The 23277-nt window shown below is 72.3% G+C and carries 21 protein-coding genes; 17 read left to right on the forward strand and 4 right to left on the reverse strand.

Annotation, left to right across the window (positions count from 1 at the left end; translation table 11 throughout):
• The first annotated feature begins 11 nt into the window (after positions 1-11).
• From ACZ3X1_RS16510 to ACZ3X1_RS16525, 4 genes are all read left to right on the forward strand, one after another.
• A complete protein-coding gene (locus tag ACZ3X1_RS16510; RefSeq protein ID WP_356811115.1) occupies positions 12-644 on the forward strand; it encodes an MBL fold metallo-hydrolase in 633 nt (210 codons plus the stop codon).
• A 73-nt stretch (positions 645-717) separates the two neighbouring features.
• On the forward strand, positions 718-1503 hold the full coding sequence (locus tag ACZ3X1_RS16515) for an exodeoxyribonuclease III (RefSeq protein ID WP_356811116.1): 786 nt from the start codon (positions 718-720) through the stop codon (positions 1501-1503).
• A 102-nt stretch (positions 1504-1605) separates the two neighbouring features.
• Entirely contained in the window at positions 1606-2046 is a 441-nt protein-coding gene (locus tag ACZ3X1_RS16520; protein WP_356811117.1) for a DUF6278 family protein, read from the forward strand.
• A gap of 199 nt (positions 2047-2245) precedes the next feature.
• Positions 2246-2989, forward strand: a complete 744-nt coding sequence (locus ACZ3X1_RS16525) for an amino acid ABC transporter ATP-binding protein (protein WP_362629820.1) — start codon at positions 2246-2248, stop codon at positions 2987-2989.
• A gap of 64 nt (positions 2990-3053) precedes the next feature.
• Here ACZ3X1_RS16525 and ACZ3X1_RS16530 read toward each other — a convergent pair whose 3' ends face one another.
• Both ACZ3X1_RS16530 and ACZ3X1_RS16535 read right to left on the reverse strand, forming a co-directional pair.
• A complete protein-coding gene (locus ACZ3X1_RS16530) occupies positions 3054-4652 on the reverse strand; it encodes a CocE/NonD family hydrolase (RefSeq protein WP_362629823.1) in 1599 nt (532 codons plus the stop codon).
• Between the two features lie 132 nt (positions 4653-4784).
• On the reverse strand, positions 4785-5978 hold the full coding sequence (locus ACZ3X1_RS16535; protein WP_356811120.1) for a L,D-transpeptidase: 1194 nt from the start codon (positions 5976-5978) through the stop codon (positions 4785-4787).
• Between the two features lie 223 nt (positions 5979-6201).
• Here ACZ3X1_RS16535 and ACZ3X1_RS16540 point away from each other — a divergent pair, with 223 nt between their 5' ends.
• The 6 genes from ACZ3X1_RS16540 (at position 6202) to ACZ3X1_RS16565 (ending at position 13111) form a co-directional block, all read left to right on the forward strand.
• Entirely contained in the window at positions 6202-7365 is a 1164-nt protein-coding gene (locus tag ACZ3X1_RS16540; RefSeq protein ID WP_356811121.1) for a lipid II:glycine glycyltransferase FemX, read from the forward strand.
• Complete coding sequence (gene murJ / locus ACZ3X1_RS16545) at positions 7362-9029, forward strand: murein biosynthesis integral membrane protein MurJ (protein ID WP_467280074.1); 1668 nt, start codon at positions 7362-7364, stop codon at positions 9027-9029. Before ACZ3X1_RS16540 ends, murJ begins: the two co-directional genes overlap by 4 nt.
• Before the next feature lie 40 nt (positions 9030-9069).
• Positions 9070-9753 (forward strand): response regulator transcription factor, encoded by a 684-nt coding sequence (locus tag ACZ3X1_RS16550; RefSeq protein ID WP_356811123.1) that lies wholly within the window; start codon positions 9070-9072, stop codon positions 9751-9753.
• A gap of 6 nt (positions 9754-9759) precedes the next feature.
• The gene (locus ACZ3X1_RS16555) at positions 9760-11205 is read left to right on the forward strand and encodes an ATP-binding protein (protein ID WP_467280075.1); all 1446 of its coding nucleotides are present in this window, start codon (positions 9760-9762) and stop codon (positions 11203-11205) included.
• Positions 11202-11738: a hypothetical protein gene (locus ACZ3X1_RS16560; protein ID WP_467280076.1), complete on the forward strand. Its 537-nt coding sequence runs from the start codon at positions 11202-11204 to the stop codon at positions 11736-11738. The genes ACZ3X1_RS16555 and ACZ3X1_RS16560 overlap by 4 nt, the downstream gene beginning before the upstream one ends.
• Before the next feature lie 110 nt (positions 11739-11848).
• Positions 11849-13111 carry a cytochrome P450 gene (locus tag ACZ3X1_RS16565; protein WP_356811126.1) on the forward strand — a complete coding sequence of 421 codons (1263 nt, stop codon included), beginning with the start codon at positions 11849-11851 and terminating at the stop codon, positions 13109-13111.
• On the opposite strand, the gene ACZ3X1_RS16570 is transcribed toward ACZ3X1_RS16565, so the two are convergent.
• On the reverse strand, positions 13071-13796 hold the full coding sequence (locus tag ACZ3X1_RS16570) for a hypothetical protein (RefSeq protein ID WP_356811127.1): 726 nt from the start codon (positions 13794-13796) through the stop codon (positions 13071-13073). The two genes, ACZ3X1_RS16565 and ACZ3X1_RS16570, sit on opposite strands and share 41 nt — an antisense overlap.
• Before the next feature lie 134 nt (positions 13797-13930).
• Between ACZ3X1_RS16570 and ggt the strand changes: the two genes are divergently transcribed.
• Positions 13931-15739, forward strand: a complete 1809-nt coding sequence (gene ggt / locus ACZ3X1_RS16575) for a gamma-glutamyltransferase (RefSeq protein ID WP_390073835.1) — start codon at positions 13931-13933, stop codon at positions 15737-15739.
• Between the two features lie 57 nt (positions 15740-15796).
• Here the strand turns inward: ggt and map are convergent, their stop codons facing one another.
• Positions 15797-16564: a type I methionyl aminopeptidase gene (gene map / locus ACZ3X1_RS16580; protein ID WP_391701372.1), complete on the reverse strand. Its 768-nt coding sequence runs from the start codon at positions 16562-16564 to the stop codon at positions 15797-15799.
• 78 nt (positions 16565-16642) lie between these two features.
• Here map and ACZ3X1_RS16585 point away from each other — a divergent pair, with 78 nt between their 5' ends.
• From ACZ3X1_RS16585 to hydA, 6 genes are all read left to right on the forward strand, one after another.
• Positions 16643-16894, forward strand: a complete 252-nt coding sequence (locus ACZ3X1_RS16585) for a helix-turn-helix domain-containing protein (RefSeq protein ID WP_356811130.1) — start codon at positions 16643-16645, stop codon at positions 16892-16894.
• A gap of 422 nt (positions 16895-17316) precedes the next feature.
• Positions 17317-17697, forward strand: coding sequence for a PPOX class F420-dependent oxidoreductase (locus ACZ3X1_RS16590; protein WP_356811131.1), 381 nt, complete (start codon positions 17317-17319; stop codon positions 17695-17697).
• Between the two features lie 45 nt (positions 17698-17742).
• A complete protein-coding gene (locus ACZ3X1_RS16595; protein WP_467280077.1) occupies positions 17743-19224 on the forward strand; it encodes a hypothetical protein in 1482 nt (493 codons plus the stop codon).
• 505 nt (positions 19225-19729) lie between these two features.
• Complete coding sequence (locus ACZ3X1_RS16600; protein ID WP_326480423.1) at positions 19730-20572, forward strand: nitrilase-related carbon-nitrogen hydrolase; 843 nt, start codon at positions 19730-19732, stop codon at positions 20570-20572.
• Positions 20569-21864, forward strand: a complete 1296-nt coding sequence (locus ACZ3X1_RS16605) for an aspartate aminotransferase family protein (protein ID WP_467280078.1) — start codon at positions 20569-20571, stop codon at positions 21862-21864. Before ACZ3X1_RS16600 ends, ACZ3X1_RS16605 begins: the two co-directional genes overlap by 4 nt.
• A gap of 10 nt (positions 21865-21874) precedes the next feature.
• Positions 21875-23275, forward strand: a complete 1401-nt coding sequence (gene hydA, locus ACZ3X1_RS16610; RefSeq protein ID WP_356811134.1) for a dihydropyrimidinase — start codon at positions 21875-21877, stop codon at positions 23273-23275.
• The last annotated feature ends 2 nt before the right edge of the window (positions 23276-23277 follow it).

A 23277-nucleotide genomic window follows, 5' to 3' on the forward strand; every position in this document is an offset into this window, starting at 1 on the left:
AGCCTGGGATCATGAAGCTCACCAAGCGGCTGCACTCCTGCGTCCAGTTGGAGAAGGACGGGCGCACGCTCGTCATCGACCCGGGCGCCTTCAGCGAACCGGACGCGGGCCTGGGGGCGGAAGCCCTGCTGGTCACGCACGAACACCCCGACCACTTCGACGAGGGCCGGCTGCGGGCCGCCCTCGACGCGTCGCCGTCGGCCGCGCTGTGGACCCTGCGCAGCGTCGCCGAGCGGCTCGCACCCGCCTATCCGGGCCGGGTGCACACGGTCGGCCACGGAGACACCTTCACCGCGGCCGGTTTCGAGGTACAGGTGCACGGCGAGCTGCACGCCGTGATCCACCCGGACATCCCGCGGGTCACGAACGTCGGCTACCTCGTCGACGGATCGCTCTTCCACCCCGGCGACGCGCTGACCGTGCCCGGGGTCCCGGTGGAGACGCTGATGGTGCCGGTGCACGCCCCCTGGAACAAGGTCTCCGAGGTGATCGACTACCTCCGCGAGGTCAAGCCGCGCCGGGCGCTCGACATCCACGACGCCTATCTCGCCGACATCGCCCGGCCCGTCTACGACTTCGCGCTGGACAAGCTGGGCGGCACCGACCACGGACGCCTCACCGCGGGGGACAGCGCCGAGCTGTGACGGCCCCCTTGACGGCCCCGCCGTGACGGTCGTCGGACGGGCGCTGTCGGTGCCGGGCGGTAGGTTGGCAGGTATGCGTATCGCCACCTACAACGTCAACTCCATCACCGCCCGGCTGCCGCGCCTGCTGGCCTGGCTGGAGAGCTCCGGCACCGATGTCGTGTGCATCCAGGAGACCAAGTGCTCGGCGGAGCAGTTCCCGCACGAGCAGCTGCGCGAGCTGGGCTACGAGGCGGCGGTCAACGCCACCGGCCGCTGGAACGGCGTGGCCCTGCTCTCCAGGGTCGGCCTGGACGACGTGGTCACGGGGCTGCCCGGCGGCCCCGACTACGAGGGCGTCCAGGAGCCCCGGGCGATCTCCGCCACCTGCGACGGCGTGCGGGTCTGGTCGGTGTACGTGCCCAACGGCCGTGAGGTCGAGCACGACCACTACGGCTACAAGCTGGACTGGTTCCGCTCCCTGGCGGCGGCCGTCGCCGAGGACGCGGCCGGCCCGCGCCCCTTCGCGGTGCTCGGCGACTTCAACGTGGCCCCGACCGACGAGGACGTGTACGACCCGGCGGTCTTCGCGGGCCTCACCCACGTCACCCCGGCCGAGCGGGCCGCGCTGGAGGCACTGCGCGACATCGGCCTGTCCGACGTCTTCCCGCGCGCGCTGAAGTACGACCGTCCCTACACCTTCTGGGACTACCGGATGCTCGCCTTCCCCAAGAACAAGGGCATGCGCATCGACCTCGTCTACGGCAACGAGCCCTTCACCAAGGCCGTCACCGACGCCTACGTCGACCGCGAGGAGCGCAAGGGCAAGGGCGCCTCCGACCACGCACCGGTCGTCGTCGACCTGGACCTGGAGCGGTAGGCGGACGCCCCGCCGCCGGCGCGGCCGAGCGCGGCCCGATCCGAGACACCCCCCAGGCGCGCCCTGTGGCCAGCGGGGAGTCCTGGTGCGACGCTGGGCGGTATGAACATCCCTTTCCTGGACAACTGGCTGAACCGGCGTGAAACGGAACAGGGTGCGGGGCTCGCCGCCGCCCTGGTGGACGACCCCGAGGGCGTCGCCGAGTTGTTCTCGGAGTGCGAGATGCTGCGGGTCCACGCACGGGCGGCCGGGCTCGAACTCGACGGGAGCCCGGCCTCTTTGGAGGCCCTCGACCAGCTGATGCCCCGCTGGCGGCGGGACCCCGAGGTGGTGCCCTGGCTCGGCAACGACGCGGGCTTCTACCTCGGCACCGTGATCGTCCGGACCGTCGTGGGGGCGGCCTGGAAGGTGTGGCCCAACGGCCAGCCGGTGATCCGCCTGGCCTCGGGGCGCGAGCTGAACGTGATCGAGTGGGGGGTGTCGTGGGCGATGACCGGTTCCCCCGAGCTCAGCCAGGCGTACGCGGAGGCCTCCGAGGGCTGACCCCTCCGGCGCCGGCCGCGGCGCCCCCCGCGGCGGGCGGCGTGTCGCGGCGAAGTGCCCTTCCGGGCTGGATAGTTTGCGCTGACCCCGGCAGTCCGAGGCGCGAGCGACGAGACGGACCGGGACGCGTCGATACCGGCGCCGGCACCCGAGGCCGGGCACCGGTACCGGCACCGACACCGAGTGGGCAGGGCAGCGCATGGCCGTCGATCCGTTGATCGAGCTGCGGGACGTCAACAAGCACTTCGGACCGCTGCACGTACTGCGGGACATCAGCCTCACCGTCGGCCGCGGGGAGGTGGTGGTGGTCATCGGGCCCTCCGGCTCCGGGAAGTCGACCCTGTGCCGGGCGATCAACCGGCTGGAGAGCGTCGAGTCGGGCACGATCCTGATCGACGGGGAGCCGCTGCCCGACGAGGGCAAGGACCTGGCCCGGCTGCGCGCCGAGGTGGGGATGGTCTTCCAGTCCTTCAACCTCTTCGCGCACAAGACCGTCCTCGCCAACGTCTCGCTCGCGCAGGTCAAGGTCCTGGGGCGCGCGAAGCGCGAGGCGGACCAGCGCTCCCGGCAGCTCCTGGACCGTGTCGGCCTCGCCGACCAGGCCGACAAGTTCCCCGCCCAGCTCTCCGGCGGCCAGCAGCAGCGCGTGGCGATCGCCCGCGCCCTCGCCATGGATCCGAAGGCGCTCCTCTTCGACGAGCCCACCTCCGCACTGGACCCGGAGATGATCAACGAGGTGCTGGAGGTCATGCAGCAACTCGCCCAGGAGGGGATGACGATGGTCGTGGTCACCCACGAGATGGGCTTCGCCCGCTCCGCGGCGCACCGCGTGGTCTTCATGGCCGACGGCCGTATCGTCGAGGACCGCACGCCGGAGCAGTTCTTCACCGCCCCGGAGAGCGACCGGGCCAAGGACTTCCTCTCCAAGATCCTCAAGCACTGAGGAGTCGAGGAGCGGGGCCGTCCGGGCCCGGCCGCGGCCGTCCGGGCCCGGCCGGCGCCGTGGATCACCGCTCGCGCAGCGGCACCGAGACGTAGCTGGGGTCGCCCTGCGGCGAGGAGAAGGTCAGCTGCGCGCCGGTGGGGTTGTGCTCGATGTAGAGCGGGTCGACGGTGTCGACGACGAGGGCGAGCCGGTGGCCCGCGGGCACGTCGTAAGCCGTCGAGAAGAGCTCCAGGTCGACCCCGAAGGCCTGGCCCGGGGTCTTGCCGTGGAAGGTGTACGGGGCGTTGCTGACCAGCTTGCCGATGCCGAGCGGGCCGACGTCGTAGAGGTGGGCGACGAAGGTGCCGTCGCCCTTGGTGGGGGTGACGGTGGTGTGCAGCCGGACGGTGCCGCGGATGCGGCGGGCCTCGTCGTAGCGCCCCGACTGCCAGACGGCGGCGAAGGCCCGGGGGAGGAGCGGGACGGAGGCGATCGGCGGGGCCTTGAAGAACTGGTCGAAGACGCTGGAGAGCAGTACGACGCCGCCGTTGGCGCCGGAGTCGACGTTCGCGAAGAGGTGCTCGCTGTCGGAGAGCGCGAGCTTCTCGGTGCCGCCGGAGCCGACCGACGCCCAGTCGGCGTAGCCCTCGTAGCCGCTGCCGCTGCGGGACTTGATCTGCACGGGCGCCTCGGTGTCGACGCCGTTGCGCTCGCCCTTGAGGTAGCGGTCGAACCAGCGGTGGGCGTTGGTCCAGGTGTCGTTGGGCAGGCCGAGCAGGCCCGTGCCCTCGGCGGTGGCGTGGTCCCCGGGGCGGAACTCCAGCCGCTTGGGGCCGGTCAGCCGCTCGTAGAACTTGGCGTACTGGTTCGGCGCGAAGATCGTGTCGCCCCAGGCGTTGCCGAGCATGATCGCGGCGCCGTTGGCGTTGATCCGGTCCACCTGCTCGGCGGCCGACCGCTTCCTGCCCCACTCGATCATCTGCTGTTCGCGGTCCAGCCGGGAGCCGAGGAAGTCGCCCAGGATCGACTGCAGTTCGGGTCCGGGGCGGCCGGTGAGGTAGCCGGCGGCGCCGAGCAGGCCGGCGGCCTGGAGGTGCTGGGTGCGGCCCGAGTAGATGGATTCGATGAGGTCGGCCCAGCCGCTCATCGCGACCACGGCCTTGACGCGCGGGTCGTGCGCGGAGGCCAGCAGGCTGATGCCGGCGCCGTACGAGACCCCGCCCAGGCCGATGCGGTCCGCGTCGGCGGGGGTGTGGGCGAGGGCCCAGTCGATGACGGCTGAGACGTCGGCGACGTCCGGCGGGCCTGCCACCTCGATCTGCCCGCCGGAGAGCCAGAAGCCGCGGGAGGTGTAACTGACCACGACGTAGCCGGAGTCGGCGAGCTTCTTGGCTTGGGCGATGTATTCGATCTGCGGCATGCCCCAGCTGGTGGGCAGCACGATCAGCGGATATTTCCGGCCGCTCTCGGCCCCGGCCGGGGTGAAGACGTTGCCCTTGAGGGTGATGCCGCCGGAGCCGGGGATGTCATGGAACCGCAGGTCCGCGGGGGCGGCCTGCGGGGTGGGGGCGGTGGTGGCCGCAGCGGGCGCGGTGGCCGCCTGGGCCTGGTGGGGGGCCAGGCCCAGGGCGGTCGCCGCCAGGAGTGCCGCCACGGCTGCGGCGGTGGTGGTGCGTTCCATCGGTCGCTCCTCGCGTGCACCGGAGTCCTGAAAGTGACCCGACGGTAACGGGAGCGGCTTACCGGAGGTAACCCGTCGGTAAGTTACGTGGTGGTAACAATTGAACGAGAGTCAGTCGGAGCGGTCCGCAGGTCAGCCGTTCTGCGGGGCGGTGGACAGCGCGCTCTTGGCCTTCCACTGGTCCCAGGACAGGTTCCACTCGCCGTAGCCGTTGCCGATGTCGGCGTTGCCCTTGGAGCCCTCGCCGACCACCTCGAAGGCGTCACCGACCTGCGACTGCGCGAAGAACTCCTTGGCGTTGGCGTCGCTCATCCCCACGCAGCCGGAACTGCTGTTGGTCCGGCCGAAGTTGGCCTCGTTCCACGGAGCGGCGTGCGCGTACATGCCTGACCAGGTCAGCCGCATCGAGTAATCGACCATCTTGTCGTAGGCGTTGTCCAGGCCCACCGTCTGGGAGTCCATCCGGATGGTGCCCTCCTTCGACATGATCACCATCTTCCCGGACCAGGACGCCTTCTTGCCGCCCGGAGTACCGGCCGAGATCGGGATCGTCTTCTGCACCTGGCCGTCCTCCGTCACCGACAACTTCTTGGTGTCGAGGCTGACCTGGACCCGGCGGTCCTTGCCGATCTTGAACTCGGTGGTGTAGTCCCGGGCGAACATTCCGCCGCCCTTGCCGGAGTCCACGCCGTTCAGGTTCATCTCGACCTTCACGTCGGTGCCGGACTTCCAGTAGTCCTTGGGCCGCCAGTCGACGCGGTCGTTGCCGGAGTGGTCCTTGATCCAGCCCCAGGAGCCCTCGGTGCTGTTCGAGGTGGTGACCTTGAGCTGCTTCTCCACCTCGGCCTTGTTCGTCACCGGGTTGTCGAAGACGAGCGACACGGGCATCGCCACGCCCACCGTGCTGCCCTTGGGCACGTTGATCGAGACCTTGTTCACCTTGTCGGCGGCGCTGGTCTTGAACTGCGTGGTGGCGCTCTGGCTGTCGGTGTTCTGCGCCTCGACCTTGTACTCCGCACCGGCCGGGGCATTGCGCTCCGAGGTCCAGCTCTTCCCGTCGTCGGCTATCTTCCCCGGCAGCTCGGCGCCCTTGGCGTCGGTCACCTTCACCTGGGCCAACTTGCCCTCGGTGAGGGTCACCGTCACCGGCTGGCCCGCCTTGACCTGATCGCCCGTGAGGTTCACCGAGACCGCCATGGGCGCCTTCGGCTTCGACTCGTCCTTGCCCTTGGCGTCGCTGCCGGCGTCACTCCCGCCCGAGCAGGCGGTCAGCGCGGCGGCCAGGAGTGCGGTGCCCGCAATGGCGGTGCGGCGTGTGCGGCTCAACGAAGGGCCCCCTCGAAGTGGTGGTGATGAACGTTCACAAAAGAGGATGAGAACGGGAGGACTTTAGGTTGCGCACACCGCGGAAAAGATCCGCCTTTCTGGTTGTGACGTGGACCGCAGCGAAACGGTCATCGTCCGGTCACATTCGCCGCGCACGGCGGTCACGGGTGCCTGTGAGAGTCCTGTGAACGACCCCTCGGCACGAACAGGAAGGCCGTCAGCCGTGTGCGCACTGCTCGTCACCCCCGCCCGGCAGGACCAGGACCATGAGCTCCAGGTGCGCGCCCTGTCCGTTTCCGAATACCAGGCCTTCCTCTCCAGGACGCCGGCGGCGAGCTTTCTCCAGTACCCGTCCTGGGGCCGGGTGAAGGACCTTTGGCGCTCGGAAATGATCGGATGGCACTGTCCGGGCGGAGAGATCGAAGGTGCCGGACTCGTTCTCTATCGGCAATTCCCCGGCACCCGCAAATACTTCGCCTACCTTCCGGAAGGGCCCGTCGCCGACTGGTCCGATCCGCGCATCGACCGCTGGCTGAACCCGCTCATGCGGCACCTGCGGGCCGCCGGAGCCTTCGCCGTCCGCATCGGCCCCAGCCCCGCCTACCGCCGCTGGGACGCCGCCACCGCCAAGGCCGGCACCGGCACGGGCCGGCAGATGTCCGACGTCCTCGCCACCGAGGTCGACCCGGTGGGCGCCGCCCTCGCCGACCGGCTGCGCACCCGCGGCTGGAAGCGCTGCGGCGGCGAGGACGACGGTGACGCCCAGCCCCGCCACGTCTTCCGCGTGCCGCTCGCCGGCCGCAGCCTCGACGAGCTGTGGTCCGGCCTCAACCAGGAGTGGCGGCGCAACGTCCGCAAGGCCGGCAAGGCCGGGGTCGAGACGGTCCTCGGCACCACCGCCGACCTGCCCGAGTTCTACCGGCTGCTGCGGATCACCGAAGAGCGCGACGGCTTCCGGCTCGGCCGCTCCCTCGCGTACTACGAGCAGCAGTACCGCGTCCTGAACGAGGAACAGCCCGGCCGGATGCGGCTCTACCTGGCCATCCACCGCGGCGAGATCCTCGCCGCCCACACCATGATCAGCACTGGCAGCAGGGTCTGGTACCAGACCGGCGCCTCCGCCGACCACCGGCGCGAAGTACGGCCCAGCAACGCCCTGCAGTGGCGCATGATGCGCGACGCACACGCCCTCGGAGCCGACGAATACGACATGCGCGGGGTACCCTCCACCCTCGACCCCGACGAACGTTCTTTCGGGCTGCTGCGCTGGAAGCTCGGCACCGGCGGACAGGTCGTCGAAACGCTCGGCGAATGGGAGATCCCGATGGACGGAGTCGCCAACACGGCGCTCTACAAGGCGTTCCAGGCCTACCTGGCCCGCCGGTGACGGCCACCGACACCAGACCGGCCGGCCCGGCTCCCGACAGCGCGGCACCGAAGAAGACCTCGGTGCTGCGCAGCGGCGCGCTCATGGCGGCCGGTTCGATCGTCTCCCGCGCCACCGGTTTCATCCGCTCCGCCGTCGTCGTCGCGGCGCTGGGCACCGGACTGCTCGGCGACGGCTACGCCGTCGCCAACACCGTCCCGAACATCATCTACATCCTCCTCGTCGGCGGAGCGCTCAACGCCGTCTTCGTACCCGAGCTGGTCCGGGCCGCCAAGGAACACGCCGACGGCGGCGCCGCCTACACCGACCGCCTGCTCACCGCCTGCACCGCGGCCCTCGTGGTACTCACCGCCGCCGCGGTCCTCGCCGCCCCGCTGATCGTCTCCGCGTACACCGGATACAGCGGCGCCCAGGCGAGCACCACCGTGGCCCTCGCCCGGTACTGCCTGCCCCAGATCCTCTTCTACGGGCTCTTCACCCTGCTCGGCCAAGTGCTGAACTCCCGCGGCCGGTTCGGCGCCATGATGTGGACCCCGGTCCTCAACAATTTCGTGATCATCGCCGTCTTCGGGCTGTTCCTCCACGTCTCCCACGACGCGGCGGGCGGCCTCACCGCCGCCGAGACCCGGCTCCTGGGCCTGGGCACCACCGCCGGCATCGTCGTCCAGGCCCTCGCCCTGATCCCCTCGCTGCGCGCGGCCCGGTTCCGCTGGCGCCCGCGCTTCGACTGGCGCGGCAGCGGCCTCGGCCGCCCCCTGCGCAACGCGGGTTGGACCGTCATGCTCGTCCTCACCAACCAGATCGCCTACTGGGTCGTCACCCGGCTCTCCACCACCACCGGGCAGCACGCCGTCGACGCCGGCCTCGCGGGCGGCGCCGGCTACACCGCCTACAGCAACGCCTACCAGCTGTGGATCGTCCCGCAGGGCATCATCACCGTCTCCCTCGTGACCGCGCTGATGCCCCGGATGAGCTCGGCCGCCGCCGACGGCGACCTCGCAGCCGTCCGCCGCGACGTCTCCTACGCCCTGCGCTCCAGCGCCGCCCTCGTCGTCCCCGCCGCCGCCCTCATGGCCGCCCTCGCCCCCTGGGTGATGGGCGGCGTCTTCGGCTACGGACGCACCGGCGCCGCCGACATCGAGGTCATGGCGGGCATGCTCACGGCCTTCGCACCCGGCCTGGTCGCTTTCTCCGCGCAGTACGTCCTCTCGCGCGGCTTCTACGCCCTCTCCGACACCCGGACCCCCTTCTTCCTCAACCTCGTCATCGTCACCCTGAACGCCGGACTGTCGGCCGCCGCCTACTTCCTGCTGTCCCCGCGCTGGGCGGTCACCGGTATGGCCGCCGCCTCCTCCGTCGCCTTCCTCGCGGGCGCCGCCGCCACCGCGTACGCCCTCTCCCGCAGGCTCGGCCCGCGCGCGGGCACCCGTACCGAGCGGCGCACCACCGCCGTACGCACCCACCTGAGGCTGCTGGCGGCGTGCGTGCCCGCGGCCGGCGCGGCGTACGCGGCGGCCCGCGCGGCCGAGGACTTCGGCGACTTCGCCGCGGTCGGCGCGGGAACCACCGCCCTGGTCCTGGTCGTCGTCCTCCTCGCCCGGCCGCTGCGCCTGGCCGAGCTCACCGACCTGCTCGACTCCCTGCGCCGCAAGACCGGCCGGTAGCGGGAAGAGGAGCCGAAGACCGCCTTGGGATACTGACCGGATGCCACGCGTACTGCTGATCGAGGACGACCCTTCCATCCGCGAAGGGGTCGGCCTCGGCCTGCGCCGCCGCGGCCACGAGGTACAGGCCGCCGAGACCGGGGAGGAGGGGCTCGCCATGATGGCGGACTTCCACCCCGAACTCGTCCTGCTCGACCTGATGCTGCCCGGCATCAACGGTGTGCAGGTGTGCCACCGCATCCGCCGGACCAGCGAAGTCCCGATCATCATGCTCACCGCACGCGGCGACGACTTCGACATCGTCATCGGCCTGGAGGCGGGCGCCGACGACTACATCGTCAAACCCGCCCGCACCGAGGTCATCGAAGCCCGCATCAAGGCCGTACTGCGCCGCCTCAGCGACCCGGTCGGAGCCCGCCCCGGCATCGAGGGCCACGGCGAACTCACCATCGACCGCGCCGGGCTGACCGTCGCCAAGAACGGCGAACGCGTCGCCCTCGCGCCCAGCGAGATCAAGCTCCTGCTGCACCTGTCGGCCTCGCCCGAGCAGGTCTTCTCCCGCCAGCAGCTCCTCGAGTACGTCTGGGACCACAGCTACCACGCCGACGCCCGGCTCGTGGACGCCTGCGTCCGCCGCCTGCGCCACAAGATAGAGGACCCCGCCCGCAGCCCCCGCTACATACAGACCGTGCGCGGCTTCGGCTACCGCTTCGGCCCCCTGTAGGCCGCGGTGCGACGCATAGCACCCCTCGGCCTGCGCACCCGGCTGATAGCGGCCTTCCTCCTGGTCGCCGCGATCAGCGCGGGAACCACCGCCGCCCTGACCTACCAACAGGCACGCAACGCCATCCTCAAGCAGACCCAGGACACCGCCGTCAGCACCCTGCGCGACCAGATCGAGCAGCAGGAGTTCCGCCTCCCCCTGGAACAGCAGGAGCTGCAGCGCATCGTCATCGAGCTCGGCAAGCGCGGCAAACCCCACCCGTGGATCATCTTCGGCGAATACGCCGGCATGCGCGTCTCCACCAACCCCGGCACGCCCACGTCCACCGTGATCACCGACAGCCTGCGCGACAAGGTCCGCAACAACCGCTACGCCGCCTTCCAGCGCGTCGAGGACCAACGCGGCAACCCCTGGCTCACCATCGGAGTCCCCGCCGTCTTCGAGCACAACGGATCCAGCGAACCCACCGGGGTCGTCTTCTACGCCAGCGTCCCGCTCTCCACCGAGAAGCAGACCGTGGAAGCCATGGTCGAGGCAGCCCAGCAGGGCGCCGTCCCCGGCCTGGCCATCGCCATCGTCCCCGCGCTGCTGGCCGCCCGCAGCGTGTTGCGGCCGGTCCGCGACATGCGCCGGGCCGCCCAGAAGCTGGGCAGCGGCCGCCTCGACACCCGCATCGAGGTCCGGGGCGCCGACGAACTCGCCGGACTCGCCCGTACCTTCAACGAGACCGCCCGCGCCCTGGAACAGTCCGTGCGCGAACTCCAGGAGGCGGAGGTCCGCGCCCGCCGCTTCGCCTCCGACGTCTCCCACGAACTGCGCACCCCGCTCGCCGGGATGCTCGCCGTGACCGAGGTCCTCGACGAGGACGCCGCACGCCTCGACGCCGACACCGCCAAGGCCCTGCGCCTGGTCAGCGCCGAGACCGGCAAACTCGCCGTCCTCGTCGAGGACCTGATGGAGATCTCCCGCTTCGACGCCCGGGCCGCCGAGCTCAACCTCGACGACGTGGACATCGCCGAAGCCGTCCGCAAGACCCTCGAACGACGCCACTGGGACGACGACCGCGTCGTCACCGAGCTGCCCGACGCAGTACGCGCCCGGCTCGACCCGCGCCGCTTCGACGTGGTCCTCGCCAACCTCGTCGGCAACGCCCTCCGGCACGGAGGCGCCCCCGTACGCGTCACCGTGCGGAGCGCGCCCGGCGAGGACGGCGAACGGCTCCTCATCGACGTCGCCGACAGCGGACCCGGCATCGCCCCCGAGGTGCTGCCGCACATCTTCGACCGCTTCTTCAAGGCCGACGCGGCCCGGACCCGCTCCGCCGGAAGCGGCCTCGGACTCGCCATCACCCTGGAGAACGTCCGCCTGCACGGCGGCACCCTCCGGGCGGGCAACCAGCCCGGCGGGGGCGCCCTCTTCACCCTCGACATGCCGCTGGAGGCCCGCGTATGACCGGGCGGAGGACCAGAGCCCGCGCCGCGGCGGCCACGGCGGCACTGACGGGCTGCGCCCTGCTGCTCGCCGGCTGCGGCATCAAACGCACCGGGGTGATCGAGAGCGGTCACGCCGCCGGCGTCAAGGTGCCCGGCGGCAAGACCGCCGCCGTCCTCTACTTCGTCTCCAAGGACGGCGACCGGCTCGTCCCGGTCCCCTTCTCGATCGGCGCCGACTACACGCTCGCGCCCACGCCGCTGCTGCGGCTGCTGCTGAACGGCCCCATGGGTCCGGCCTCGGCCGCCGGGCTCACCACGGCGCTGCCCCAGCTGCCCGACGCGAAGACGGACGCGGTGACCGTGACCAAGCACTCACAGGACCAGGGGCTGACGGCGAACGTGCCGTTCGCCGTGGCCGGCCTGTCGCAGACGGCCCGCGACCAGTTGGTGTGCACCGTCGGCGCCTCCGCCGTACCGGACACCCGCAGCCCGGTCGCCATCCGCGGCACCGACACCACCCTCCCCTCCGCCGACTGCCGGACGCAGCGCTGACGTACACCGTGCTGACGTACACCGCGCTGTCACGCACCCGCTGAGCCACACACGTGCCGACGTGCGCCGCGCCCTTGCGGGCGGGGCCGCCCACCCGTCACGGTGGCCCCATGGACCACGCCGCGGACGTCCCCGACGTCTTCGACCCCCGCATCTACGCCGACGGCGTCCCGCACGAGCGCTACCGGCTCCTGCGTGACCGGCACCCCGTGGCCTGGCAGCCGGAACCGGAGATCACCGGCTGGCCGGCCGGCCCCGGATTCTGGGCCGTCACCCGGCACGCCGACGTCGTCCGCGTCCTGCGCGACCACCGGACGTACTCCTCCTGGCTGGGCGCCACCCAGATCCGCGACCCCGACCCCGCCGACCTGCCCTTCCTGCGCCGCACCATGCTCAACCAGGATCCCCCCGACCACGGCGGGCTGCGCCGGCTCGTCGCCCGCGCCTTCACCCCCGCCCGCGTCGACGCCTTCGCCGGGCGGGTACGCGACCGCGCCCGTACGCTGCTGGCCGCCGCCCGCGACGCGGCCGACGGCGACGGCTGCGCCGACCTCGTCCGCACCGTCACCGACGAGTACGCGCTGCTGAACCTCACCGACCTGCTGGGCGTCCCGCCCGCCGACCGGGCCCTGCTGCTGGAATGGACCGTACGGATCATCGGCTACCAGGACCCCGACGACGCCCCGGAGCCGCTCCTCGGCCCCGACGGCAAGCCCCTCAACCCGCGCTCCCCGGCCCTGCTCGGCGAGATGTTCGCGTACGCCCGCGACCTCGCCGCCCACAAGCGCCGGCACCCCGGCGACGACGTGATGACCGCCCTCGCCACGGCCGGACTCGACCCCGCCGAACTGGAGATGTTCTTCTTCCTGCTCACCGTCGCCGGCAACGACACCGTCCGCGGCGCCGCCCCCGGCGGCCTGCTCGCCCTGGCCCGGGACCCGGACGCCTACCGCCGGCTCGCGGCGGGGCGGTACTCCCCGGCGGGCGCGGTCGACGAACTCCTGCGCGTCCACCCGCCGGTCCTCAGCTTCCGCCGCACCGCCGCCGTCGACCACGAACTGGCCGGGCAGCCGGTCCGGGCCGGCGACAAGGTCGTCGTCTTCCACGCCTCCGCCAACCACGACGAACGCGTCTTCACCGACCCGGGCCGCCTGGACCTCGGCCGCGCACCCAACCCGCACGTGTCCTTCGGAGACGGCCCGCACGTCTGCCTGGGCGCGCACTTCGCCCGCCTCCAGCTGCGCACCCTCTACGAGGAGTGGTGCGCGACCATGCCCGTACCGGAACTCGCGGGCCCGCCCAAGCGGTTGGTGTCGAACTTCATCAACGGGATCACGCGGCTGCCGCTGCGGGTGTCCGGGCCTGCCGGGTGACGTCCGCGACCAGCTCGGTCACGTCCGGCCCGTACGCGTCGGAGTTGACGAGCTTCAGCACCAGACAGAAGGAGTCCGCCCCGTACTTGCGCGCCAGGTGCGCGTGGTGCCGGCTCAGGTACCGGGCGGCCGCCTGGTTGCTGACCGCGGTCTGCCCCGACAGCAGGAACACCGGGCGGCCGCCCTCGCCGCCCGCCAGCCGGGCCAGCACCACGTACTCCTCCATCCCCTTGCGCCACCGGTAGGTCTCGCCGCCCACCTGGATCGAGCCCCGGTCCTCGTTCTGCTCCGTCTCCGTGTTGACAGTGATGCCCGGCAGCATGGACGCCAGGTGCGCCGTGGTGCGCGCGTTGGAGGACGGGCCGCCGACGCAGAACTCGGCCCGGTCGCCGAAGCCCTGGCGGGCGGTGTCGTGCGTGACGATCTGGACGTTCGCCCCGCAGTCCTTGATCAGGGCGGAGATCTCCAGCAGGGCGAAGGCGTCGTTGCGGTGCAGGGAGGAATCCTTACCGCCCATCTGCCGGTTGACCACGAACAGGCAGTCCGAGCCGGTCGGCAGGCCGAAGAACGCCTGCTTGCGGCGGAGCGCGCGCCGCCAGAGGTAGGTGCGGGAGAACCAGCCGAACCCGCCGCTGACGGCGGTGGCTATCACCCCGAGCACGATGTTGCGCACGTCGTCGTTCATGGGCCGGATGCTAGCGCCGCGGCCGCGGGCGGTCACCGGCGCGGTCCACCCGCAGGCGGCGTGCCCCCGCGTGATGCCTGCCGGAGCGGCGGGCCCGGCGCTAGGCTCGGCCCACGCTGCCATTGGAGGTCCGGATGCACCGTCCCGCCGTCGCCCGCACGTTACCGCTGCTGACCGTCGTCGCCGCACTCGTCTCGACCGGAGCCGCTCCGCCCTCCACCGCCGGGACGCCGACCGCGCCGGCGAAGGTACCGGTCGCCACCGGCTACGGCGGCGCCGTCGCCAGCGTCGACGCCGACGCCTCGGCCGTAGGGATCGCCGTGCTGCGCTCCGGCGGCAACGCCGTCGACGCGGCCGTCGCCACCGCCGCCGCGCTCGGCGTGACCGAGCCCTACTCGGCGGGCATCGGCGGGGGCGGATACCTCGTCCACTACGACGCCCGCTCACATCGCGTCCATACCGTCGACGGCCGGGAGACCGCCCCGGCCACGGCCACCGAGACCCTCTTCCAGGAGAACGGGCAGCCGATCCCCTTCGCCGAGGGCCAGACCAGCGGCCTCGGCGTCGGTGTCCCCGGCACCCCCGCCACCTGGAAGACCGCCCTGGACGCCTGGGGCAGCCGCTCACTGGGATCCCTGCTGAAGCCCGCCGAGAAACTGGCCCGCGACGGCTTCACCGTGGACAGCACCTTCCGTGCCCAGACCGAGCTCAACCAGGACCGCTTCAAGGACTTCCCGGACACCGCGAAGCTCTTCCTGCCGGGCGGATCCCTGCCCGTGGTCGGCTCCACCTTCAAGAACCCCGACCTGGCCGCCACCTACGCCGAACTCGCCCGCAAGGGCGCCGGAGCCCTCTACCGGGGACCTATCGCCGAGGACATCGTCCGGACCGTCCGCACGCCCCCGGTGGACCCGGCGGCCACCCGCAGGGTGCGGCCCGGTGACCTGACCACCGGCGACCTGCGAGCGTACGCGACCAAGCGCCAGGAACCGACCCGTGTCGGCTACCGCGGCCTGGACGTCTACAGCATGGCGCCCTCGTCCTCCGGGGGCACCACGGTCGGCGAGGCGCTGAACATCCTGGAGCGGACCGACCTCTCGAAGCTGTCCGAGGCGCAGTACCTGCACCGCTTCATCGAGGCCTCCCGTATCTCCTTCGCCGACCGCGGCCGCTGGGTCGGCGACCCGGCCGCCGTGGACGTACCGACGCGGGAACTGCTCTCGCAGCGGTTCGCCGACTCCCGCGCCTGCCTGATCAGGCCGGACCGGACGCTGACCAGCCCGCTGGCACCCGGCGACCCGCGCCACCCGGCGCCCTGCGCCACCACCGGACAGGCGGCGCCGACCACGTACGAGGGGGAGAACACCACGCACCTGACGGTTGCCGACCGCTGGGGCAACGTCGTCTCCTACACCCTGACCATCGAGTCCACCGGCGGCAGCGCCATCACGGTGCCCGGTCGCGGATTCCTCCTCAACAACGAACTCACCGACTTCTCCTTCGCCCCGGCGGTGCCGGGAGTCCCCGACCCGAACCTGCCCGGGCCCGGCAAGCGGCCGCGCTCGTCCATGTCCCCGACGATCGTGCTGGACGACGGCCGGCCGGTGCTGGCGGTCGGTTCGCCCGGGGGAGCCACCATCATCACCACGGTCCTGCAGACCCTGACCGGCCACCTGGACCGGGGCCTGCCGCTGGTCGACGCGATCGCGGCGCCGCGGGCCAGCCAGCGCAACCAGACCACCACCGAGCTGGAGCCGGGCCTGTGGAACAGCCCGCTGCGAGCCGAGCTGGAGTCCCTGGGCCAGGCTTTCCGGCAGAACCCGGAGATCGGCGCGGCGACCGGCGTCCAGCGACTGCCGGACGGGCGCTGGCTGGCGGCGGCGGAGACCAGCCGCCGGGGCGGCGGCTCGGCCATGGTCGTCCACCCCCGCGGGAATCCGTAGCCGGGGATCCGTGGGCGCGGATCCGTAGGCGCGGATCCGTACGAGGTCTCGCGGCGGTCAGGGGGCGGTGAGGATCCGCGGGCCGCGGCCGGTGATCGCGACCGTGTGCTCCGAGTGGGCCGCGCGGGTGCCGTCGACGGTGCGCAGGGTCCAGCCGTCGCCGTCGCACCGGTAGTCGTCCGTACCGCCCGCGATCAGCATCGGCTCGATGGCGAGGACCATGCCGGGGCGCAGCTTCATGCCGCGCCCCGGCGGGCCCTCGTTGGGCACGCCGGGGTCCTCGTGCATCCGGCGGCCGATGCCGTGGCCGCCGAAGCCGTCGGGGACGCCGTATCCCGCGGCGCGGCAGACCGTGCCGACGGCGTGGGCGATGTCGCCGATCCTGTTGCCGGGCACGGCGGCGGCGATCCCGGCCGCGAGGGCCGCCTCGGACGTCTCGATCAGCCGCTGGTCCTCCGGGCGGGCGCGGCCGACGGTGAAGCTGACCGCCGCGTCCCCGACCCAGCCACCGAGCTCCGCCCCGCAGTCGATGCTGACGAGGTCGCCGTCGCGCAGCCGGTAGTCGTCGGGGATGCCGTGGACGATCGCGTCGTTGACGGAGGCGCACACCACCGCGGGGAAGGGCACCGGCGCGAACCGCGGCCGGTACCCGAGGAAAGGCGAGGTCGCGCCGGCTCCGCGGAGCACCTCGCGGGCCACCTGGTCCAGGTCGGCGAGGGACACTCCGACGTGCGCGGCCTTGCGTACGGCGGCCAGGGTGCGGGCGACGATCCGGCCCGCGGCGCGCATCTTCTCGATCTCGGGTGCTGTCTTCAGTTCCACCATGCCAATAACTATACCGGTATAAGTGTAACGGGATTACTTTACCGGGATAACTATTGGCGCTCCGGGTAGGATGGCCGCATGGTCCGTACCCCTCTCACCCCCGAAGAGCGCGAACGCGGCGAGCGCCTGGGCGCCCTGCTGCGCGAGGCCCGCGGCACCCGCAGCATGGTCGAGATCGCGGCCGGGGCCGGGCTCTCCGCCGAGACCCTGCGCAAGATCGAGACCGGCCGGGCGCCCACCCCCGCCTTCTTCACGGTCGCCGCCCTCGCCGAGGCGCTCGGCCTCTCACTGGACGATCTCCTCCGGCGCTGCGCGGTCGTACCGGCGTAATACCGCCGAGGCGCCCGCCCTCATGCCGTTCGGGCGGGAGCCGAGGCCGTCCGGCCCAATCCGCGGTGGGACCTGCCGCGGGCGGGGCAAGCGTGAAGGCGTGTCAGCCACCAATGCAGCCAAACGACTCGGATTCGCAGCCGTCGGCGCCCTTCTCGCCGGAGGCTTGCTGCTGGCTGCGTGCGCCCTGCCGGACGACCGGCCGGAACCCGTACGTGAAGCGGACGGCCGCGGCCGGCAGGAAACGCCGGCCCCCGACGCCCCGAACGGTCGCTGACCGGCACCGCGCACCCCTGCGCGCCTCGCCGTCGCCCTGAGCGTGTTGCCCTGGGCCTGGGCCTGGCCTGTCGCCCTGGGTCGGTCGGCAGCCCCAGCGGCTCCCGGGGTGCCGGGCCCCGGGCCGTCCGCGTTAGGGTCCCGGTATGGGTCTCCAGGAGCTCGGCAGCGCGCGGTACGTCAGCCTCACCACCTTCCGCAAGGACGGCACGCCCGTGGCTACACCGGTGTGGGCGGTGGCCGACGGAGGTGAGCTGTACGTGTGGACGCGCAGTGACTCGTGGAAGGTCAAGCGCATCCGCAACGACGGGCGGGTCACCCTCGCCCCGTGCGACGTGCGGGGGCGCGTCGAGGAAGGCGCGCCCGTCGTCGAGGGGCGGGCCCGGCTGCTCGACGACGAGGGCCTGCGGCGGGTGCGCAAGCTGATGTCGCGCAAGTACACCTGGCAGTTCTGGGCGGTGGACGTGCCCGCCGCGCTGGCGCGCCGGGGGAAGCGGCCGCACACCGCGATCGCCGTCAAGCTTTGAGGCTCCCGTAGCCCGCCCGTAACACAGGTGGGATCCAATGCGGTCATGGAGACCGCGACTTCACTGGCGATCAGTCAACTCTCCGGATACTTGAGGGGATTGACGCAGCGGCTGGATGCCGGAGCAGGCTGGTACGGGGAGTTCCTGCGCCGGGATCCCGAGGGCGTGCGGGCCTGTCTGAACGGGGCGGCGATACCCCCGTGGGACGTGGTGGAATCGCTGCTGCGGGACCTGGCGGGGGCGGGCGGCGCGGAGCTCGCGGCGCGGGAGACGGTCTACGCGGCGAGGCTGCGGGCGGCGGCCGTCACCGTGTGGGACCGGTTGCCGGGGGGCGAGGACGAGCTGCGGACCCTGCTCGCTGCGGCGGCCGCCCGGCGGGCGGAGTCCGAGGCCGCCCTGCGGGACCTGGCCGTCCGGCTGGTCGGGGCCGCCGACCCGGCCGAGACCGATGCCCTGACCCGGGAGCTGTCCTGGACCCAGGACGACATGGCCCGCGCCGCGGCCCGCCACGAGGACTTCGCGGCCCGCCTGACCGCCCTGCAGACCGACCCCTTACCCACCGTCCCCCGCCGGACATCCCCCCACCCAACCCCAGCCGAAGCCCCCGTCCACCCCGCGACCCAGCCACCCCCGCACACCGGGCGACAGCCCCGGAACGGCGCGCCCGCGGAGCCGGCGGAGCCCGCGGCCCGGGCGGGCGTACCCGCCGAGGGTCCGGCGCAGCCGCCGGTTCTGCCGCCCGTCGCGCGGGCCGAGGGGCGGTGGTTGCGCGGAGCGCGCCGCGGCGGAGGGGCCCGGTACGCCGGGGCGACGGCTGACGAACCCCCCGTCTTCACCCCGCCCCCGGGCCACCAGGACGCCGAGAACCACCCCGCTCCGCGCGGCGCCCGGTTCGGCCGACGGAGGCCCGAGCCCGTGCCGGGGCCGGTGCCGGAAGCAACGCCCACGTCCTGGTCCGCGCCCACGCCCACGTCCGCGCCCCCGTCCGTGCCGGCGCCGCCGAACCGCACGCCCCGGGCCGTCGCCGCCGAGCTGCTCGCGCTGCGCGCGCAGGGCCGTACCGGGGAGGCGCACGCACTGCTGTGCCAGGCCGCTGCCTGGCCCGCAGGGCAGTTGCCCCACTTGGCCGCCGAGCTGGCCCGCGCCGGCCTGGCGGCCGACTGGAACACCCTGCTCTGGGAGGCCGCCTCGCTGCCGCCCGTACAGCTCGCGGCGGCCGCCGCCGCCCTCGGCGACGCCGGCCGGAAGGCCGACTGCGACGCCCTGCTGCGCCAGGGCGTCTCCCGCCCCGCCCCCGAGGTCGCGGACGCGGCCCTCGCCCTCGGCGCGGCGGGCCGTACCCGGGAGGCCGACGCCCTGCTCGGAGCCTTCGTACGCGTCCGTACCGCCGAGGAGGCCGCCGCCCTGGCCCGGCACGACCCCCAGTGGCTCACCCCGCGGCTGCTCCATGCGGCAGGCCTGCTCCCCGGTGCCCGCCACCGCGACCTCGCCCACGCCCTGCGCGTCGCGGGCATCGTCCCTGCCTGAGGGGCCCACCCCCGATCACGCCGGGGTGCGAGGCGCCCTGCGGGGCGGGATCCGGCCCGGCGCGGGTCGGGATCCGCGGGGCCGCTGAGGGCATCTCCTCGGCCCGGCGCGTGCGGCCCGTCCCCGCGGGGGTACCCGGGGGTACCCCCGGGGGTTGCGCGCTCGTCCTGCGGGGACCCCCCCGCTCCCACCCGCGCCGGGCCGGCCGCGGAGACCATCCCTGGGCCCGGGTGCCGCGCGGCCCCCGGAGCCCGGTCCCGCGGGGCCCGCCCGGCCGCTTCCGCCAGGTGGCCCGCAGCGCACGCACCTCTTGCGGACACCCCACGCTTCATGTCGTCAAAGCCCCGTCCGCTGACCGCAAACGACCACGGTGCGACGTAACGTGATCGACTACTCCAACCGTGCACGGCGGTCTTGCCCCACGCTGTGACGAGGCCTACGTTCTACTCCCTACGCACTCCGTCTACGTGCGTAGAACCGGCGTTCCCGTCACAAGGAGCAGCTCATGGCCCAAGTCGTCCGCGCCGCGCTGGTCCAGGCCACCTGGACCGGAGACACCGAATCGATGATCGCCAAGCACGAGGAGCACGCCCGCCGGGCCGCCGCCGAAGGCGCGAAGATCATCGGCTTCCAGGAAGTGTTCAACGCCCCCTACTTCTGCCAGGTCCAGGAGCCCGAGCACTACCGCTGGGCCGAGGCCGTCCCCGACGGCCCGACCGTCCGCCGCATGCAGGACCTCGCCCGCGAGACCGGGATGGTCATCGTCGTCCCCGTCTTCGAGCTGGAGAGCGCGGGCTTCTACTACAACACCGCCGCCGTCATCGACGCCGACGGCACCTACCTCGGCAAGTACCGCAAGCACCACATCCCGCAGGTCAAGGGCTTCTGGGAGAAGTACTACTTCCGTCCGGGCAACCTCGGCTGGCCCGTCTTCGACACCGCCGTCGGCCGGATCGGCGTCTACATCTGCTACGACCGCCACTTCCCCGAGGGCTGGCGCCAACTGGGCCTGGCCGGAGCCCAGCTCGTCTACAACCCCTCCGCCACGCACCGCGGCCTGTCCGCCTACCTCTGGCAGCTGGAACAGCCGGCCGCGGCCGTCGCCAACGAGTACTTCGTCGCCGCGATCAACCGCATCGGCCAGGAGGAGTACGGCGACAACGACTTCTACGGCACCAGCTACTTCGTCGACCCGCGCGGCCGGTTCGTCGGCGACGTCGCCAGCGACAAGGAGGAGGAACTCCTCGTCCGCGACCTCGACTTCGACCTGATCAAGGAGGTCCGCGACCAGTGGGCCTTCTACCGCGACCGCCGCCCCGACGCCTACGGAGGGCTCGTACAGCCGTGACCAACCCGACCCCGCTCCACAACCGCCACCGCACCGTCCTGCCCGACTGGCTCGCGCTGTACTACGCACACCCCATCGAGCTCACCCACGGCGAGGGACGCCACGTCTGGGACGCCGACGGCAACCGCTACCTCGACTTCTTCGGCGGCATCCTCACCACGATGACCGCCCACGCCCTGCCCGAGGTCACCAAGGCCGTCGCCGAGCAGGCCGGGCGGATCATCCACTCCTCCACCCTGTACCTCAACCGGCCGATGATCGAGCTCGCCGAGCGGGTCGCGGCCCTCTCCGGCATCCCCGACGCCCGCGTCTTCTTCACGACCTCCGGCACCGAGGCCAACGACACCGCCCTGCTGCTCGCGACGACGTACCGCCGCTCCAACCAGATCCTGGCGATGCGCAACAGCTACCACGGCCGGTCCTTCTCCACCGTCTCCATCACCGGCAACCGAGGCTGGTCCCCGACCAGCCTCTCGCCGCTGCAGACGTACTACGCCCACGGCGCCGTCCGCACCCGCGGCCCCTTCGCCCACCTCGACGACACCGCCTTCACCGCCGCGGCCGTCGCCGACCTCGAAGACGTACTCGGCCAGGCCCGCGGGGGAGTGGCCGCCCTCATCGCCGAACCCGTCCAGGGAGTGGGCGGCTTCACCTCCCCGCCCGACGGGCTGTACGGCGCCTTCCGCGAGGTCCTCGACCGCCACGGCATCCTGTGGATCAGCGATGAGGTGCAGACCGGCTGGGGCCGTACCGGAGACCACTTCTGGGGCTGGCAGGCGCACGCCCAGAACGGCCCGCCGGACATCCTCACCTTCGCCAAGGGCATCGGCAACGGCATGTCCATCGGCGGCGTCGTGGCCCGCGCCGAGGTGATGAACTGCCTGGACTCCAACTCCATCTCCACCTTCGGCGGTTCACCCGTCACCATGGCGGCCGGCGTCGCGAACCTCGGCTACCTGCTGGAACACGACCTCCAGGGCAACGCACGACGCGTCGGAGGCCTGCTCCTGGAGCGGCTGCGCGGGATCGCCGCGACCGTCCCCGCCGTACGGGAGGTCCGCGGCCGGGGTCTGATGGCCGGTATCGAGCTCACCAAGCCCGGCACAGACCTGGCCGACCCGGACGCCGCCGCCGCCGTCCTGGAGGCGGCCCGCGAAGGCGGCCTGCTCCTCGGCAAGGGCGGCGGCCACAACACCAGCGTGCTGCGCATCGCGCCGCCCCTCTCCCTCACCGTCGCCGAGGCGGAAGAGGGCGCCGAGATCCTCGAACAGGCCTTGCGCAGCATCCAGTGAGGGGGACCACATGAGCAACCGCACCCTGATCAGCGGCGGCCTGGTCGTCACCGCCGCCGACGAACTCCACGCGGACGTCCTGATCGAGGACGGCCGCGTGGCGGCGCTGGCCGCCCACGGCTCCGCGGCCGCCGGTGCCTGGACGGCCGACCGTACGATCGACGCGACCGGGAAGTACGTCATCCCGGGCGGGGTCGACGCGCACACCCACATGGAGCTCCCCTTCGGCGGGACCTCCGCCTCGGACACCTTCGAGACCGGCACCAGGGCCGCCGCCTGGGGCGGCACCACGACCATCGTCGACTTCGCCGTCCAGAGCGTGGGCCACTCCCTGCGCGAAGGACTCGACACCTGGTACGCCAAGGCCGACGGCAACTGCGCCGTCGACTACGCCTTCCACATGATCCTCTCCGACGTCAACGAGGGCACCCTGAAGGAGATGGACCTCCTCGTGGGCGAAGGGGTCACCTCCTTCAAGCTGTTCATGGCCTACCCGGGCGTCTTCTACAGCGACGACGGGCAGATCCTGCGCGCCATGCAGCGCGGCGCCTCCAACGGCGGGCTGATCATGATGCACGCCGAGAACGGCATCGCGATCGACGTCCTCGTCGAACAGGCCCTGGCCCGCGGGGAGACCGACCCCCGCCACCACGGCGAGGTCCGCAAGGTGCTGCTGGAGGCCGAGGCCACCCACCGCGCCATCCAGCTCGCCCGGGTCGCGGGCTCCCCGCTGTACGTCGTGCACGTCTCGGCGGAGGAGGCGGTGGCCGAGCTGGCCGCAGCCCGTGACAAGGGCCTGCCGGTCTTCGGAGAAACCTGTCCGCAGTACCTGTTCCTGTCCACCGACAACCTGGAGGAGCCCGACTTCCAGGGCGCCAAGTACGTCTGCTCCACCCCGCTGCGGCCCCGCGAGCACCAGGCCGCACTGTGGCGGGGGCTGCGCACCAACGACCTCCAGGTGGTCTCCACCGACCACTGCCCCTTCTGCTTCCGGGGCCAGAAGGAGCTGGGCCGGGGCGACTTCTCGAAGATCCCCAACGGGCTGCCGGGCGTGGAGAACCGCATGGACCTCCTCCACCAGGCCGTGGTGGACGGGCACATCAGCCGCCGCCGGTGGATCGAGATCGCCTGCGCCACACCCGCCCGGATGTTCGGCCTCTACCCGAAGAAGGGCACCATCGCGCCGGGGGCCGACGCCGACATCGTCCTCTACGATCCGCACGCCGAGCAGGTCATCTCCGCCGAGACGCACCACATGAACGTGGACTACTCGGCGTACGAGGGCAAGCGGATCACCGGACGCGTCGACACCGTCCTCTCTCGCGGCGAACTCGTCATCGACCGGCGCGAGTACGCCGGCCGGGCCGGCCACGGGGCCTTCGTCCACCGCTCCACCTGCCAGTACCTGTAAGG

The sequence above is a fragment of the Streptomyces sp. NPDC023541 genome (genome assembly GCF_055559995.1).